This is a genomic window from Veillonella sp. LMAG:90, from assembly GCF_008679445.1.
Classification (GTDB): Bacteria; Bacillota; Negativicutes; order Veillonellales; family Veillonellaceae; genus Veillonella_A.
Genome location: NZ_NAND01000001.1, coordinates 1,696,995 through 1,712,621, shown reverse-complemented (window position 1 = coordinate 1,712,621; position 15,627 = coordinate 1,696,995). Strand labels below are relative to the sequence as shown.

Annotated in this window: 14 protein-coding genes and 1 other annotated feature; all 14 genes read left to right on the top strand. The window is 41.7% G+C overall.

What is annotated here, in order from left to right:
• Positions 1-99 precede the first annotated feature (99 nt).
• The 14 genes from CCC71_RS07585 to CCC71_RS07520 all read left to right on the top strand — a co-directional run bounded on the left by CCC71_RS07585 (position 100) and on the right by CCC71_RS07520 (position 15,627).
• Positions 100-756: an amino acid ABC transporter permease gene (locus CCC71_RS07585; protein WP_021841391.1), complete on the top strand. Its 657-nt coding sequence runs from the start codon at positions 100-102 to the stop codon at positions 754-756.
• Entirely contained in the window at positions 753-1,472 is a 720-nt protein-coding gene (locus CCC71_RS07580; RefSeq protein WP_021841390.1) for an amino acid ABC transporter ATP-binding protein, read from the top strand. The genes CCC71_RS07585 and CCC71_RS07580 overlap by 4 nt, the downstream gene beginning before the upstream one ends.
• 378 nt (positions 1,473-1,850) lie before the next feature.
• The gene (locus CCC71_RS07575; protein WP_006556860.1) at positions 1,851-2,048 is read left to right on the top strand and encodes a cold-shock protein; all 198 of its coding nucleotides are present in this window, start codon (positions 1,851-1,853) and stop codon (positions 2,046-2,048) included.
• A 237-nt stretch (positions 2,049-2,285) separates the two neighbouring features.
• The gene (gene hpf / locus CCC71_RS07570) at positions 2,286-2,816 is read left to right on the top strand and encodes a ribosome hibernation-promoting factor, HPF/YfiA family (protein ID WP_021840668.1); all 531 of its coding nucleotides are present in this window, start codon (positions 2,286-2,288) and stop codon (positions 2,814-2,816) included.
• 340 nt (positions 2,817-3,156) lie between these two features.
• Positions 3,157-3,385: a binding site (T-box leader), on the top strand.
• 102 nt (positions 3,386-3,487) lie between these two features.
• A complete protein-coding gene (locus CCC71_RS07565; RefSeq protein WP_295268974.1) occupies positions 3,488-4,450 on the top strand; it encodes a methionine ABC transporter ATP-binding protein in 963 nt (320 codons plus the stop codon).
• Positions 4,447-5,109 (top strand): methionine ABC transporter permease, encoded by a 663-nt coding sequence (locus tag CCC71_RS07560; RefSeq protein ID WP_206512521.1) that lies wholly within the window; start codon positions 4,447-4,449, stop codon positions 5,107-5,109. Before CCC71_RS07565 ends, CCC71_RS07560 begins: the two co-directional genes overlap by 4 nt.
• A 19-nt stretch (positions 5,110-5,128) precedes the next feature.
• Positions 5,129-5,968, top strand: coding sequence for a MetQ/NlpA family ABC transporter substrate-binding protein (locus CCC71_RS07555; protein WP_295268973.1), 840 nt, complete (start codon positions 5,129-5,131; stop codon positions 5,966-5,968).
• A gap of 257 nt (positions 5,969-6,225) precedes the next feature.
• Positions 6,226-8,670 (top strand): preprotein translocase subunit SecA, encoded by a 2,445-nt coding sequence (secA, locus tag CCC71_RS07550; RefSeq protein ID WP_021840664.1) that lies wholly within the window; start codon positions 6,226-6,228, stop codon positions 8,668-8,670.
• Positions 8,671-8,758: 88 nt separating this feature from the next.
• A protein-coding gene (prfB, locus tag CCC71_RS07545; RefSeq protein WP_226974316.1) for a peptide chain release factor 2 occupies positions 8,759-9,866 on the top strand; the annotation gives its coding sequence in 2 pieces (ribosomal slippage) (positions 8,759-8,815 and positions 8,817-9,866; 1,107 coding nt in all).
• Between the two features lie 15 nt (positions 9,867-9,881).
• Positions 9,882-10,571 (top strand): LmeA family phospholipid-binding protein, encoded by a 690-nt coding sequence (locus CCC71_RS07540; RefSeq protein WP_127058179.1) that lies wholly within the window; start codon positions 9,882-9,884, stop codon positions 10,569-10,571.
• 13 nt (positions 10,572-10,584) lie between these two features.
• Complete coding sequence (locus CCC71_RS07535) at positions 10,585-12,627, top strand: DUF5693 family protein (RefSeq protein WP_226974317.1); 2,043 nt, start codon at positions 10,585-10,587, stop codon at positions 12,625-12,627.
• Positions 12,620-13,714 carry a polysaccharide pyruvyl transferase CsaB gene (gene csaB / locus CCC71_RS07530; RefSeq protein ID WP_021840660.1) on the top strand — a complete coding sequence of 365 codons (1,095 nt, stop codon included), beginning with the start codon at positions 12,620-12,622 and terminating at the stop codon, positions 13,712-13,714. The genes CCC71_RS07535 and csaB overlap by 8 nt, the downstream gene beginning before the upstream one ends.
• A 145-nt stretch (positions 13,715-13,859) precedes the next feature.
• Positions 13,860-14,693 carry a transketolase gene (locus CCC71_RS07525; protein WP_021840659.1) on the top strand — a complete coding sequence of 278 codons (834 nt, stop codon included), beginning with the start codon at positions 13,860-13,862 and terminating at the stop codon, positions 14,691-14,693.
• 1 nt (position 14,694) lies between these two features.
• Positions 14,695-15,627, top strand: a complete 933-nt coding sequence (locus CCC71_RS07520; protein WP_021840658.1) for a transketolase family protein — start codon at positions 14,695-14,697, stop codon at positions 15,625-15,627.

The window sequence follows — 15,627 nt, the reverse complement described above, 5'->3', positions numbered from 1 at the left end:
ACGTAAGCATATAAAACAGTATATATATTACTCGGTAATAAAAGATGCTTGAGAATATACAGTGATTGGTAAGTATTAGTTATAAGGAAAGGGTTAGTTATGAGTTTCGATTGGAGTTTAATTTGGGATAATATACCGATTCTCTTACAAGGGGCGGTCATTACGATACAAATTACGGTAATGGCGGTTGGTTGCGGTTTTTTCATCGGTATGATTGCCGCGTTGGCTAATTTGTCACGCTTTAAAATTGTTCGTTTATTAGTTAAATGTTACGTTGAATTGTTCCGTGGCACACCGTTATTGGTTCAGATTTTTATGATTTATTTTGCCTTGCCAATGGTTATCGGACAATCCATCAATCCATATGTGGCTGCGGTTACGGCTTGTAGTATTAACTCCGGTGCTTACGTTTCCGAAATTTTCCGTGCCGGTATTCAGTCTATCGATAAAGGCCAGATGGAAGCTGGTCGTTCCTTAGGTCTCACTTGGGCTCAAACTATGCGCTATATCGTGATGCCACAGGCATTTAAAGCGATTATTCCGCCACTTGGTAATGAATTTATCGCCATGATGAAAGATACCTCCTTAGTATCGGTTATCGGCTTTGAAGAATTGACACGTCGCGGTCAGTTGATTATTGCCAGAACTTACGGATCCTTTGAAATTTGGACAGCCGTTGCGATTATTTATTTAATTATGACCTTAAGTATTTCGCAATTAGTTGCATTCCTTGAAAGGAGATATAATATCAAATGATTAAGATGATTGATGTTTATAAAAGTTTTGGTAAAAACGAAGTCCTTAAAGGGATTAATCTTCATGTGGAACGCGGGGAAGTAGTCGTTATTATCGGACCGTCCGGTTCCGGTAAGAGTACGGTGTTGCGCTGCATGAACTATTTGGAAGAGCCAACCTCCGGCGATGTTATCGTAGACGGTATGAATTTAAATGTTAAAGAAAACATTAACAATGTGCGTGCCGAAGTAGGGATGGTATTCCAGCGTTTTAACTTATTCCCGCATATGACGGTACTCGATAATATTACCTTGGCACCACAGAAGATTCGCAAGATGTCCAAGGAAGAAGCTGAAAAAATCGCCCTTGAGTTGTTGGCCAAAGTAGGCCTACAGGACAAAGCCGATTCGTATCCGCAGCAATTGTCCGGCGGGCAACAGCAGCGTGTAGCTATTGCCAGGGCGCTCGCGATGAAGCCGAAAGTGATGCTCTTTGATGAACCAACCTCGGCGCTTGATCCGGAAATGGTAAGTGAAGTTCTCGATGTTATGAAGAACCTCGCCAAAGAAGGCATGACCATGGTTGTAGTAACGCATGAAATGGGCTTTGCTAAGGAAGTAGGGACTCGCGTTCTCTTTGTTGATGAAGGCAAGATTCTCGAAGAAGGAACTCCAAAAGATGTATTTGAACATCCGACCAATGAACGTACCCAACTGTTCCTTTCTAAAATTTTATAATTGCTTTATAACGCCCTTAATTAAGGGCGTTATTTTATATGATTCAAGATGAATAAATTTTAATTATTTATGACTAAATTGTGACAGATTATTTTATATTTTATATTAGAAAATTAATTTATGACTTTTTGATTAAAAGTTTTAATAATCTTGTTAAACACAGTATTTGTCGATGTTTGCAGCCTGGCAATAGTTAAAAATTTTTACTTCATAATTAACAAGCTGTTTAATTTTGCATAATAGAGCCATAAATAATTGTATGTATACTTATAATGCATATACAGCATAATAAACTTGTTTTTTAATACTTACTGTGTTAACATTATTGAAGGGTACCATAAGTACTCTAATGCAGGGATTTTTTAGGAGGAGTCTTTTATGCTCGGTAAAGTTAAGTGGTTCAGTGCAGAAAAAGGTTATGGATTTATTGAAAGAGAAGACGGTGGCGATGTATTCGTACATTTCTCCGCGATTCAGGAAGATGGTTTCAAATCCTTGAACGAAGGTCAAGAAGTAAACTTTGAAATCGTTGACGGACCTCGCGGCCCACAGGCTACGAATGTCACTAAAGCATAAATAACTACACTGAGAGATCGGCTTCGGCCGGTCTTTTTTATTTGCCAAAATTACAATTTTACTTGAAAAGCTTTGTGAAAGCCCTTCTTTATAGGGGTGTTTAAGATTTGTAAAAAATTTATAAAAAAATTTAAAAATTTTTCAAAAAATAAAGAGGACTTTTGTACATCCTTGGAGAATTATATAAACATAGAAACAAGTTCGTAGTTTAGAACTTGAGAAGAAAGGGTGTTTTATATGAAAGTAACAGTAAGAGGTAAGAATTTAGAAGTAACAGCAGCTCTCCGCGAGTATTTGGAAAAACGTGTAGATAAACTTGCTCGTTATTTTGATGCACCATTTGATGTACAAGCTGTGCTCTCAGTAGAAAAAGAAAATCGCGTAGTTGAACTCACCTGTTTCGTTGAAGGGATTGTTCTTCGCGGGGTTGCATCGAATACAGATATGTATGCGGCTATTGATTTAGTAGTCGATAAAATTGTTCGTCAAATTCATAAATATAAAACTCGTTTGGCACGGCGCTTCAAGAAAGAAGCAGGCTTCAAACCGGATGCATATGTTCCGGAAGTTCCTGTTCAGGAAGAAGAAATCAGCATAGTTCGCCGCAAACATTTTGCGATTCGACCTATGAGTGTGGAAGAAGCCATTATGCAAATGAATTTGGTTGGTCATGACTTCTTTATGTTCTACAATGCAGAAACAGAAGTTATGAACGTAGTGTACCGTCGTAAAAACGGTTCCTATGGGTTAATTGAGCCGGAGCTTTAAAGGCTACTCCGAAGGGAGAATACCGTAGGACGTTTAGATAACTGAATATATAGCAGCTGTAGCAGATTGTGAGTACATAATCTGCTACAGCTTTTTTATAACACTGATTATGTTTAAATTTTTATACTATGCAGTGGATCGTTAGTAATATATAGACAGTTTGGTAAAATGTTCATGATGCTGTTGGATTTTTAGCGAATCTTTGCTATTATTATATATATAGAAATTTTTAGTAATAGTATGGATTTATTTTGTCCTTGACAAAAAAGTAGTTAAAACCTATCATAATGATATGTTTTAAAAAATCGATGAGAATTATACTAAAACATAAAAGAGTATATAAAACGCAATGAACAAAACAAGTACGTTCAATGAACCGAACAGAGAGATAAACCTAGGTTGAGAGTTTATTACGATGTAGTTGGACTGAATGCCTTTGTGAGCGGGAGAACTGAAATATCAGTAGGTTTTCACGGTGAACTGCCGTTATAGTATTTGAGTGCAACAGCCTATCCATCTGTGAGTATGCTGTTGTAAACAGAGTGGAACCGCGGGCCACCGCCTCTGTCATGGAGGCGGTAGGCCCTTTTTTATACAATAGGGGGGATTTTATGATTGAACTTAGGCATATTGACAAAGAGTTTATCATCAAAAAGTAACATGTTAAGGCTTTGCAAGATGTATCGCTGACGGTTCAGGATGGAGATATCTTTGGTATTGTAGGCTTCAGTGGTGCCGGCAAATCGACGTTGCTGCGCATGGTTAATGCTTTGGAAGAGCCGACTGCCGGTGAAGTCTTAATCGACGGTGTGAATATTAATGAATTATCTCACAATGAACTTCGTAAAGTTCGTAAGGGGATTGGCATGATATTCCAATCTTTTAACTTGTTGAACTCGAAAACGGTTTTTGATAATATTGCGATTCCGCTTCGTTTGAATAAAGTGGCGGAAGATGTGATTGAGAAAAGAGTCAAAGAGTTATTGGAATTCGTTAACTTACCGGACCGAGCCAATGCGTATCCGACTCAATTATCGGGCGGGCAAAAACAGCGTGTCGGTATCGCTCGCGCACTGGCGACAAATCCGTCTATATTGCTTTGTGACGAAGCGACCAGCGCTTTGGACCCGGAAACGACAGAACAAATTTTAAAGTTGTTAAAACGAATTAACAAAGAATTTAATATAACTATTTTGTTGGTAACGCATGAAATTAATGTAATCCAGGAAATTTGTAATCGCGTAGCCGTTATGGAGCATGGTCGTGTTGTAGAAATGGGCACTGTCCTTGATGTGTTCAGTCATCCAACGCAGAGCATGACAAAACGTTTCGTACAGACCGTTATTCCGGAACGCATTCCGGACAATGTGGTGGCGCAGTTAAAAGCGGATACAAGACCATATGAACTGGTGAAATTACGCTTCTTAGGTGACGCAGTAACTAAAAATGTTATCTATGAAGTAAATCGCAAGTTCAACGTGGAAACGAATATCGTATTTGCGTCGGTTAACCAATTGCAAGATTCGGCTCTGGGCATCTTTATTTTACAAGTGGTCGGTGCTGCGGCAGATTTGGACGCAGCCAAGAAATATATGTGTGATGCAGGACTGGAATGTGAGGTGATTACATTATGATGCCGGATTTGGGAGTACCGAACGAGCAAATTATCCTGGCGGCCCAAGAGACGTTGTACATGGTATTCGTGTCACTAATCATCGGGTCGATTATCGGTCTTATTTTGGCAGTCATTTTAGTACTGACCAATAAGGACGGTATTTTAAGAAATAATTACGTCTTTGCCGTAGTGAATACGGTAGTTAATATTATTCGCAGTGTGCCGTTCATCATTTTGATGGTGTTTATTTTGCCGCTGACTAAATTGTTAATTGGTACGCGTATCGGGACGACGGCGGCCTTAGTGCCTCTCGTTATTTTCATTGCGCCGTACTTGACGCGTCTCTTTGAAAATTCACTGCTTGATGTGGATAAGGGCATAATCGAAGCGGCGCAGGCCATGGGTGCCTCTCATTTTGAGATTGTTTGGCATTTTATTTTGCCGGAAGCAAAAGCATCCTTAATTTTATCGGTTACAACCGGTACAATCGGGCTTATCGGGGCAACGGCAATGGCCGGAGCTATCGGGGCCGGTGGGGTCGGTGATTTGGCGCTCACGTACGGGTACGAACGTCTAAACTTCCCGCTCATGTTGTTTACTGTTGTTGTGCTTGTTATTTTTGTTCAGATTATTCAAACTGTGGGTAATCATTTTGCATTTAAAATGCGCAATCATTGAGAAAGAAAGTAGGGGTATTATGAATTTCAAACGTTTTAAGAAGATTGGTGTGTTGTTGGCGGCTACCGTGTTAGGCGCCGTGTTATTGGCCGGTTGCGGTAATGACTCCGCAGCAGGTGACAAAAAGGATTTAGTTTTCAGTAAATCTCAGGGACCGTACTCGGAACTCTTTGAACAAGCTGTTAAACCGATTATGGAAAAGAAAGGTTACAAGATTACGGCTCGCGATATGTCCGATTTAGTACAGGCTGACGTAGCTTTGAATGACGGCGAAGTAGATTTTAACGTTGAACAGCATACAGCGTATATGAATAACTTCAATGAAAAACAAGGTGGTCATTTGGTAGCGTTAACTCCGATTCCTACAGTACCGGCCGGTATCTATCCGGGCGCTAAAACTCAGCTTAGCCAAGTAGCTAACGGTGATACTATCGCTGTTCCGAATGATGCGTCCAATACGGCACGTGCCTATGCATTACTTCAAAAAGCAGGCCTTATCAAATTAGATCCGAATAAAGATTTGGCCACTGTAACTAAAGCAGATATTGTGGAAAACCCATACAATCTTAACTTTGTAGAAATGAAGTCCTTAACAATTCCATCGGTTCGTACCGACTTTGCGTACATCGTAATCACCGGTTCTATTGTGTACAATGCTAAAATCGATCCTTCTACTGCTTTGATGAAAGAAGACATTTTACCATACTTACTCTTACAGCTCGTTGTATTGGATAAGAATAAAGATACCCAATGGGCTAAAGATATGAAGGATGCGTATAATTCGCCTGAATTCAAAGAATACATGAAAACCCATAACAACGGTTTATGGTATGTACCTGAAAACGCTGACAACAAATAAGAATGCGTTAATGACCCCTTCAACATAGAAGGGGTCATTTTTGGTATTTGCACATAGCCGGCTTTAAGATAACGATTTTCAGTTAGTAACCCAAAAACGGGAAATACATATTTTGTATAAAATCAGTCACACTTCCGTATATAATATGTAAAAAGCTTATTACTTAAACTGTATATTTTGGTTTTTTTAGAAACTTTGTGATATAATTAATTGAATATGTATATAAGAGAATATACAGACCTAAGGAGTTGAGATATTTGTTTGGTTTTATACAAAGATTAATTGGTAATAACAGCGCACGCGAAATAAAAAAGATGCGTGCCATTGTAGATGAAATTAATGGCTTAGAGCCGAGTCTTAGCGGTTTAAGTGACAGTTCATTAGCTGCTAAGACACAAGAATTTAAGAAACGACTGGCTGACGGTGAAACATTGGATGATATTTTACCGGAAGCATTTGCGGTCGTTCGTGAAGCTTCGAAGCGCGTGCTCGGCATGCGCCATTTTGACGTACAGCTTATCGGTGGCATTACTTTGCATCGCGGTAACATCGCAGAAATGCGTACCGGTGAAGGTAAGACCTTGGTAGCTACGTTGCCGGTGTATTTAAATGCCTTAACCGGTAAAGGTGTGCATGTTGTTACGGTCAATGACTATTTGGCAAAACGTGACAGCGAGTGGATGGGTAAATTGTATCGTGCCCTTGGTTTGAGTGTTGGTCTTATTGTAGCCAATCTCGATTACAATCAACGTAAATTGGCTTATGCTTCCGATATTACGTACGGCACCAATAATGAATTCGGGTTCGACTATTTGCGTGATAACATGGTTATTCATGCCGAACAGATGGTACAGCGTCCGTTGAACTATGCCATCGTCGATGAAGTTGACTCCATCCTCATCGATGAAGCCCGTACACCGCTCATCATTTCCGGTCCCGGTGAACGCTCTACGGACAGCTATTATACGTTGGCAAAAGTCGTACCGCAATTGGTAGCCGGTGAAGATTATACGATTGATGAAAAGCAAAAAACAATCGCACCGACTGAATCGGGTATTGCCAAAGTTGAAAAAATGCTTAAAATCGAAAACTTATACGATTCGGCCAACTTGGAGTTGAATCACTTGTTAAATGCCTCTTTACGTGCTTATGCCATGATGCATCGCGATAAGGATTATGTAGTTAAAGACGGCCAGGTTGTTATCGTTGATGAATTTACCGGTCGTTTGATGTTCGGTCGTCGTTATTCCGACGGTTTGCATCAGGCCATTGAAGCCAAAGAAGGTCTTAAAGTTGAACGTGAAAGCCAGACTTTGGCATCCATTACGTTCCAGAACTACTTCCGTATGTATGAGAAATTAGCGGGCATGACCGGTACAGCTAAAACGGAAGAACAGGAATTTAACAATATTTACGGTTTGGAAGTATATGAAATTCCACCAAATAAACCTTTACTTCGTAAAGATTTGCCGGACTTAATTTTTAAAACTAAGAAGGCAAAATATAAAGCGGTTGTTAAAGATGTGGTAGAACGCCATAAAAAAGGTCAGCCTGTATTGGTAGGTACTACTTCGATTACACAATCGGAACAGTTAAGTGATATGCTTCTTAAGAGTGGCGTACCACATAATGTGTTGAATGCTAAACACCATGAAAAAGAAGCGGAAATCGTAGCCAATGCCGGTCAGCGCGGTATGGTAACGATTGCCACTAACATGGCCGGTCGCGGTACAGATATTTCTTTAGGCGAAGGTGTGGCTGAACTTGGCGGTCTCCATATTTTGGGTACCGAACGTCATGAAAGTCGCCGTATCGACAACCAGTTGCGCGGTCGTTCGGGTCGTCAGGGCGATCCGGGCTCCAGTCAGTTCTTCTTATCCTTGGAAGACGACTTGATGCGTATTTTCGGGGCCGATAATATTTCCGGTATGATGGATAAACTTGGTATGGAAGAGGATGAACCGATTGAACATTCCTTGATTACTAAATCCATTGAACGTGCTCAGAAGAAAGTAGAAAATCATAACTTTAATATTCGTAAATATATTTTGGAATATGACGATGTTATGAATCAGCAGCGTGAAGTTCTTTATGATCAACGCCGCAAAATCTTGGGCAATGAATCGTTGCGTGACACCATCATGGAAATGGTTGATTCCTTAGTAATTAAAGCTATGAATCAATATGCCGATGAAAAATTATATCCGGAAGAATGGGATTATGAAGGTCTATTAAAACATTTAGAACTTTTCTTCTTAGAACCGGGACAGTTTACGGTGGCTGAAATGGAAGATTTGGGCCGCGGTGAATTGCAAGAACGTTTGCTTGCTATTGCGCATGAAGAATATGATAAACGAGAACAACTCATTGGCGAAGCCAATATGCGTGAACTCGAAAAAGCAGTTATGCTTAAAGTTGTGGACAGCAAATGGATGGAACATTTGGATTCCATGGATATGCTCCGTGAAGGTATCGGCCTTCGTGCATACGGTCAGAAAAATCCGCTTGTTGAATACAAATTTGAAGCGTATGATATGTTTGAAGCTATGATTGAAGCCATTCAGGAAGATACGATTATGTATCTCTATCGCATTCGTATCGAATTGAATGACAATGTGATTGAAGAAGAATCAGCTGCAGATCCCCTGGCCAATGCGCAAACCCATCATGATGATGTGTTGGAACCACAAAATGTAGATTAGAACACGCAGAATGGTTCGTTGCCGGGAGTTATTTTCGGCGCGGCCATTTTCTGCTTTTCAGTAGTATTATCAGAAAGAGGTGAATAGATTGTTAGAGGATTTAAAAGGCCCTATTGACAATTTAGAGGAGCGTATTTATGGAATGAGGGATTCACTTTAACATCGCTCAGAAGGAAGATCGTATATTTACGTTAGATGTTAAAATGAGTGACCCTGAATTTTGGAATGATCCGGAATCGGCAAAAGAAATTTCCCAAGAAGCAACCCAGCTTAAAGATGCCGTAGAAGGTTATAAAGCATTAGTCGGAGAGATTGAAGACTTAAAGCTTATGCTTGATATGGCCATCGATGAGCAGGATACATCCATGGAAGCAGAACTTAAGACTCAGGTTGAACACATTACGGAAGAAGTGGAACGGCGTGAAGTATTATTGTTACTTAGCGGTGAATATGATACAAATAATGCCATTTTAACTTTCCACGCCGGTGCGGGCGGTACGGAAGCTCAAGACTGGGTATCCATGCTGATTCGTATGTACTTGCGTTGGGCCGAGCAACACGGCTTTGCCATTACCATGATGGATGAACAGCCCGGTGATGAAGCGGGTATAAAAAGTGCCACTTTCCTCATTAAAGGGGAAAATGCTTTCGGCTATTTGAAGTCTGAAAAAGGGGTACATCGTTTGGTTCGTATTTCGCCGTTCGATGCGAATGCACGACGCCATACATCCTTTGCGGCCGTTGATGTAATGCCGGAAATTGATGATACCGTAGATATTCATCTGGATATGAAGGATGTACGTGTCGATACCTATCGCGCCAGCGGTGCCGGTGGTCAGCATATCAATAAAACTGACTCCGCCATTCGTATGACCCACATTCCGACGGGCGTAGTAGTCCAATGTCAGAGTGAACGTTCACAGATTCAAAACCGTGAACAAGCGTTAAAACTGTTGCGTGCCAAATTGTTTGAACTGGAATTGGAAAAACAAGCGGAATTAAAAGAAAAGATCGGCGGGACCTATCAAGCTATTGAATGGGGCAGCCAGATTCGTTCTTACGTATTCCATCCGTACAATTTGGTCAAAGACCATCGTACCGGTGTAGAAACAGGGAATATTCAATCCGTTATGGACGGTAATTTGGATGCCTTTATGGAAGGGTATTTGAAGAAAGAAGCTAATTTGAAAATATAGGAGACGATTACAGAAATGAAAAAGTTTATCGCCTTTTTAGTTGTTGTCATAGTAGCTATTGTAGTAGCGGCACAATTCTTTTTGCCGAGTTTTGTGGCTAACAAACTGGAACAGGAAATTAACAATAAATTACATCCTGAAACAATTTCCTTACGCATTGAATCTTCACCGGCTATTGCCATGGTTGGCGGTCGCGTAGATGTTATGCGTGGTGTTTTGGAAAATGTAAAATTAGGCAATTTAAATTTTGCCGATGTTCATATGGATGTAAATAATTTAGAATTCAGTCCTATCGCTTTATTTATGAACCAGACCATGGAAATTCAGCAAATGGGCAAAGGTGAAATCGAAGGTACTGTTACAGCTTCTGACTTGAAAGACTTCATGGAACAAGCTGTAAAAGGTCTAACCATTCAAGATGTAGTGATTAATTCTGACGGTATTGAAGTAGTCGGGTCGGTGGACATGGGCTTTGTGCGTGGCACTGCCAGCATTAAAGGCAACTTGGAAATCAAAAACAATGCCCTCGTATTCTCGCCGCAGCGCTTTGAAATTAACGGCGCCGGTATCGGTGGGTTAAATGCTTCCGTATTAAAACAGATTACTATTTATGACTTTGCGGAATTCCCAATTCCTGTAAAAGCCGATCGTATTGAAACAGAAAATGGAGAACTTCATTTGTTTGTCAATCCGATAAGTAAGTAAGAAAGGTGTTACTGTGAAGGAAACTAATAGAAAAAAGAGAAAACATTCTTTAGTCCTTATTGCGATTATTATTATCGGTTTGTTGGCCGGATTATTCCTGGTGCAACAGCGTCATCAAGTGGAAGAAGCCCAAAATCAGATCGAAAATATAGTCGACTATGATGCTGTATTGAGAGCTTCTTCTTTTGAAAAGCGAAGTACGGCTGACGCCTTAAAAGCCTTAAAAGATGCAGGCGTTACAGGGATGGCCATTTATGACCGTACACTTACCAAGGCTCGTGATGCCGGTGAGATTTTAGTCTATCATGGTGAAGATGCGGCTATTATGCAGTTCTATGGACCACAACCGCAGCCGGGTTACACCTATATCGTAGCGGCGCCCGGTAAGGAAGGCTACTTCAAAGAAATTCACGAAGATTTGGTTCAACGCTTAGGTAAGGATAAAGTAGGGGTTATGTACTCCAACCGCGGTCCTGTTTTGGCGTTGTCACAGCCGTACGAAGCATTGATGGATATGAATTTAAGCATCTCCCGTTTACAGGCCGAAGAAGTAAGCCGTCAGGGCTTTGACGTTATTGTACGTCCTACTAACTTTAAACAGGTTACCCGTGAAAATGTTGACCTCGTGTTTAGTCGTTTGGATGGTATACCTAATGTAACGGGCATGGTTTTTGTAGGCAAGGAAGCGTTAGGCTATCCTAATTTTATCGGCCTTACTAATGAATATTTGCATAATTTGCGTATTCCGGTTGTAGGGATTGAAGCGGTAAATCAATTGCAATATGAAAATCAGGTCGGTTTTAACAATGACTTAGCCGTAGCCGATGAATACAGTGTTGGTCGCTTATATACAATTGCTAAGGACGAGTTCAAAAAATTACCACCTGAAGAAGTGGCGCAACGTTTTTATATCAGTGATATTGAACGTAATATTCGCTTTAACTTATTGCCGATTTATGAAGAAGGCAGCGATAATAAGACGGCCTTAGAATCAAGTATTACGTACATGAAATCGCTTAAAGAGAAACTGGAAGATCGCGGCTTTACCTTTGGTCGTGCTTCTATTTATCCGCCATATACACCGGGACCAATCGCAGTTGTGTTGACCATGGCCGGTGCCGTGGCCCTCTTTACCTTTATGGTTAATTTACTCTTGCCGATGCGTAAGCACCGTCAGTTAGTATTAAACTTTACGTTGCTGTTAATTACAGTAGTACTTTATACAGTAACGGGTGGTACTTTAATCACTCAAATTTGGGCCTTAAGCACAGCGATTGCGGCACCGGTTGTGGCCATTATCCTCATTATGGATTGTTGGGTACGTCGGGCTGACGGACCGGCTGTAGGACCTTGGCGTGCTACATTGGAGGCGGCGGTTTACCTGGTAGGGGCTGCTCTTATTGCGGCTATCGGTGGTATTATGATTGCCGCTATGCTCGGTAATACCCGTTTCTTCATGGAATTTGCTTTATTCCGCGGTGTTAAATTAGTATTCGTAGCACCGATTATATTGACCGCGATTGCTTATTTACAGCGATTTCCGCTTTGGCAAGGCCGTACGATTGATTCCTGGTCTGAATGCCGAAGCTTTATGAAATCTTTCTTGACCTTGGACGTTAAGATTTATATGATTGCTATTTTTGCTATGCTTGGCGTGGTTGGCTGGGTCTTTGTGGGCCGCAGCGGTCATACAGCCGGTGTGCCGGTGCCGGGCTTTGAAATTGCCTTACGCCGTTTCTTAGAAAATACATTATATGCTCGTCCTCGTGAAAAAGAATTTTTAATCGGTCATCCCGCTTTGATGTTGGCATCTTTTGCCCTCTTGCGTCGTTGGCCTATGGTTTTACATTTCTTATTTACGATTGCCGGGGTTATCGGTATCGGATCCATGGTGGAAACCTTCTGTCATTTGCGGACGCCGGTTATGATGTCCATTGCACGCGGTTATGACGGCCTTTGGTTAGGCGTTGTTTTCGGCGTTGTGGCAATTTTAGTATTCCGCTTCTTAGCTTATGTGGTTACATGGGCTCGTAAACGGGAGGTAGCTAATGACTAGACTTGTTATCTCCGGTTATTACGGGTTCGGTAATGCAGGTGATGAAGCCATGTTGGCTGCTATTTTGGAAGCTATTTTAGAAGTAGTACCGGATGCGGACATTACCGTTATTTCCGGCAATCCAGGTCACACCGCAGCCAATCACGGCGTCAAGGCTATCGGCCGTTTTGACATGTTTGGTATTTTAAATGCCATCGGTCGCTGTGATTTATTGATTAGCGGTGGTGGCAGTTTATTGCAGGATGTAACGAGTAAACGCAGCTTATATTACTATTTAAGCATTATTACTTTGGCCACGAGTTTTGGTAAACGGGTTATGCTCTATGCACAGGGCATCGGCCCGCTTCGCCGTAAACGAGCACGTCAGATTGTCGGTCAGGTATTGAATAAAGTCACTATGATTACTGTCCGTGATGAGCGTTCCAAAGCGGAATTGCTCGATATGGGGGTAACTAAGGTGCCTATTCAGGTGACCGCCGATGCAGTGTTGGCCATGCATCCCGTAGATAAAACTATCGGACGACGCTTATTAAAACCGTATCAGTTGTCCGGCGTACGTTATCGCGTAGGTGTATCGGTGCGCAATTGGAAGCAATCGATTGCCTATCGCGGCGAATTGGCTAAAGCACTCGACCGATTGCATGAGGAATTGGGCGCCCAAGTGGTATTCATTCCCATGCAGCATCCGGCGGATACGCAAGAAGCTATGGCCATTAAAAGCCTTATGAAGAGTGAACCGGTAGTGTTGGAACGCATGTATAATACGACCGAGCTTTTAGCTTTGGAAGGTTGTATGGACGTTTTAATCGGGGTTCGCTTACATGCTTTGGTTTTTGCGTCTTTAATGGAAAAACCCGTAGTAGGCATTTCGTACGATCCTAAAATTACCAATTTCTTACAGATGATTGGTCAGGAGCCGGTTGGTACTTTGGATGAAATCGAAAGTGATACCATATACGCGGCGACGGCCGGTTTTCTTGAAAACTCCGCATTACAGCAACAGGTGGTACAACGCATTATTAAGCTTCGCGAAGAATCACTTAAAAATGCACATATTGCTTTGTCGCTCTTGGATACGCCTAAATAGTATACATATGCCGGTTGCTTGGCTTATAGGCGGCACTGGCAATTATATGGCTAAAGGTTTACAATAATATTGTTTTATATCGAATATTTCGTTAGAATTCAGAAATCTGCGTTACTTATTTTCCTAAAAGGAATGGAGGGTCTTTATGACAACATTAACAGCTGAGCAGAAGTCGTTAGTTCAAGAAAAGGCGACTGCAATTCGCGTAAGCATTCTCAAAGCCGTAACCGCCGCTAAATCGGGACATCCCGGTGGTTCTTTATCCATTGCGGATCTCATGGCGTTACTGTATTACGTAGAAATGAACGTTGATCCGAAGAATCCGAAAGACGGCAATCGTGACCGTTTTGTATTATCTAAAGGCCATGCAGCGCCGGCTTTATATGCCACGTTAGCAGAAAAAGGCTTTTTTGATAAAGGTGAATTGGAAAATTTACGTAAAATTGATTGCATGTTGCAAGGCCATCCCGATATGAAACATACACCGGGCGTTGATATGTCTACCGGTTCCTTGGGCCAGGGCATTAGTGCCGCATGTGGTATGGCATTGGCCGGACGCATCGACAAAAAAGACTATCGTGTTTTTGCCGTACTCGGTGACGGTGAATTGGAAGAAGGTCAAGTTTGGGAAGCCGCTATGTTTGCCGGTTTCTATAAACTTAATAATTTGACTGCTTTCATCGACTTCAACGGTCTCCAAATCGACGGTGATATTCGCGAAGTAATGTCGCCGTTACCAATCGCGCCTAAGTTTGAAGCTTTCAATTGGAATGTAATCGAAGTCAACGGTCATGACCTTGATGAATTACACAATGCCATTGAAGCCGCTAAAGCTTGTACCGACAAACCGACAGCAATCGTGATGAACACTGTCAAAGGTAAGGGCGTTAAAGAAATGGAAGGTCAGGCAGGCTGGCATGGTAAGGCGCCGTCCGCTGAAGAATATGAAAAATTCGTAGCAGAATTGTTGGAGGTGTAAGATGGGTAAAGCAACACGTGAAGCATATGGTAATGCCTTAGTGGCTGTTGGCGCCGCTAACGAAAATATAGTTGTATTAGATGCGGATTTATCTAAATCCACTAAAACGGATAATTTCAAAAAAGCTTATCCGGATCGTTTCTTTAACGTAGGGATTGCGGAACAGAATTTAATCAGTGTCGGTGCCGGTTTGGCAGCAGCCGGTAAAATTCCGTTCGTGTCTTCGTTCTCTATGTTTGCTACGGGGCGTGCTTTTGAACAGGTGCGCAATGCCGTATGCTATCCTAAATTAAACGTAAAAATCTGTGCTACTCATGCGGGGATTACGGTAGGTGAAGACGGGGCCACTCATCAGAGCCTTGAAGATATTGCCTGCATGCGTGCTATTCCTAACCTTAAAGTAGTTGTTCCTGCCGATGAAGCAGAAACTACAGCGGTTATTAAATGGGCTGCCGATTATGAAGGTCCTGTATATGTTCGTTTAGGCCGTGCCGGTGTAGACGATGTAACTCCGGAAGGCTATGAATTTACACCGGGGAAAGCTGTTGAACTCGTAGGCGGTAACGATGTAACGATTATTGCGTGCGGTGCTTTGGTAGGTCCTGCCGTTCAGGCCGCTAAATTATTGGCTGAACAAAATGTAAAAGCTCGTGTACTCAACATGGCATCCATTAAACCGATTGATGCTGACGCTATTGTGAAAGCAGCTAAAGAAACCGGTGCCATCGTAACAGCTGAAGAACATAATATTTATGGCGGTTTAGGTGCTGCGGTAGCTGAAGTAGTAACGGAATTTGCGCCGGTACCGGTTATTCGCATCGGCACGAAGGATACATTCGGTGAATCCGGTACACCTAAAGAATTGATGGCCAAATATGGTCTTACAGCAGAAGATATCGTGAATGCTGCTAAAACAGCGATTGAACGAAAATAG